Consider the following 1,474-nt stretch of genomic DNA (forward strand, 5'->3'; position numbering starts at 1 on the left):
GAGATGTGTCTAAGAGACAGGTGGTCTCCTCGGCGGCCTTGTTGAGCAGCTCCTTGGCCACCTGGACAACGGGGGCCTCGGTGGTGTCCTGCACCTTGACCAGCGCGAGCGCGGCCTCGTCGCCGATGTCGTCCCGGCGCGGCAGCAGGCCGGTGGCCCACGTCACGAGCCGCTCCGCCAGCGGGAAGAAGTGCACCGCGTTCAGCGGCCAGTTCAGCCAGCCCACCGTGATGCAGTAGTACTTGTTGTACGGCGCCGTGTGGTGGATGCGGTGGTGGTCCGGCGGAAGAATCAGGTGCACGCGCTGCAGGAAGCCGATGACCGGCGGCGGCGCGTCCATGTGCGACCACTTGTGGAACTGGTTGGTGGCCATCACCCAGAAGATCATCGCGCCCAGGAAGGCCGAGGCGAACACCCAGCCCGGGCCGCTCATGGGCATGGCCACGGCCATGATGGCCACGGGGATGGAGATGAGGCAGTTGTTGCCGTTGGTCTCCACGAAGTCGTGACGGGTGATGGCCTTCTCGTCCACGTGGTGCTCGCGGAAGGGCCGGATGAAGGCCTTGCCCAGCACCGGCATCTCCGTGGAGCCCCAGGTGTCACCCATCCAGTGGACGAAGCCGGACACGAAGTCCGCGGCGAGATAGCCCAGCAGCACCGCGCTCAAGAGCAGCCACGTGCCGGTGTGCGGGTTGCCCCAGAGCCGGTACACCAGCGCCAGCTCCAGCGAGATGAAGGTGACGATGGAGGCAATCTCCATCGCGCGGATGGCGGGCGAATAGCCCTGGGCCAGCACCTGGGCGTCCTGCTGGCGCACCTTGTTCTTGATCTCGTTTTTCTTCATCCGTGGAGTCCTGGACGTAGGCACCGTTGGGCACCATGCACGTCAGGCTGTACGTACCCCAGCCGCTTTCGGCTTTTCAACGGACGGGGGTGCAAGTTCGAGGGCTCGCACGGCTGGTGGGTTCCGGGCGTGGGCTCCGCGGTGGGGTGGAGGAGGCGTGGCGGAGCCCGCTTCGTGCCCGGAGAGCAGGCGCGCGGACACGAGATGCGAACAGAGGCTGACGCTTACCTTGTGTCGTGGGGACCCGGCTGGTACGGTCCGCAGCCTCGGCGATGACGAAAACCTTCGAGAAAGCCGTCACCGGCTTCAACCACAACATCAAGCACAAGGGGAAGGTCTACCACGTCCAGACCGAGGACTCGGGCATCAACAATCCCCACATCATCACCCACCTGTTCGTGGGCGGGAACATCCTCGCGTCCAAGAAGACGTCCTACGCGGACATCCTCAACGCGGAGAACCTGTCGGAGGTCGTGCGCGAGTTGATGGAGGAGCAGCACAAGGAGATGCTGCGCAACCTCATCAACGGCGTGTACGACAGCTACGAGTCCACGGCTCGCAGCTACCAGCCGGGCCAGCTCGAGACGGACGCGGCCCCGGTGAAGATGCAGCCCGGTCAGCCCCTGGCCC

General features: G+C 65.3%; 2 protein-coding genes. One reads left to right on the forward strand and one right to left on the reverse strand.

What is annotated here, in order from left to right:
- Nucleotides 1-844, reverse strand: an 844-nt coding sequence (gene carF / locus HG543_RS53595) for a plasmanylethanolamine desaturase (protein ID WP_169352668.1), incomplete at its 3' end; no start/stop codon positions are given.
- Between the two features lie 272 nt (nt 845-1,116).
- Between carF and HG543_RS53600 the strand changes: the two genes are divergently transcribed.
- On the forward strand, nt 1,117-1,474 hold a 358-nt coding region (locus tag HG543_RS53600; protein ID WP_500690517.1), incomplete at its 3' end, for a RomY N-terminal domain-containing regulatory protein.

This window comes from Pyxidicoccus fallax (assembly GCF_012933655.1).
GTDB lineage: Bacteria > Myxococcota > Myxococcia > Myxococcales > Myxococcaceae > Myxococcus > Myxococcus fallax.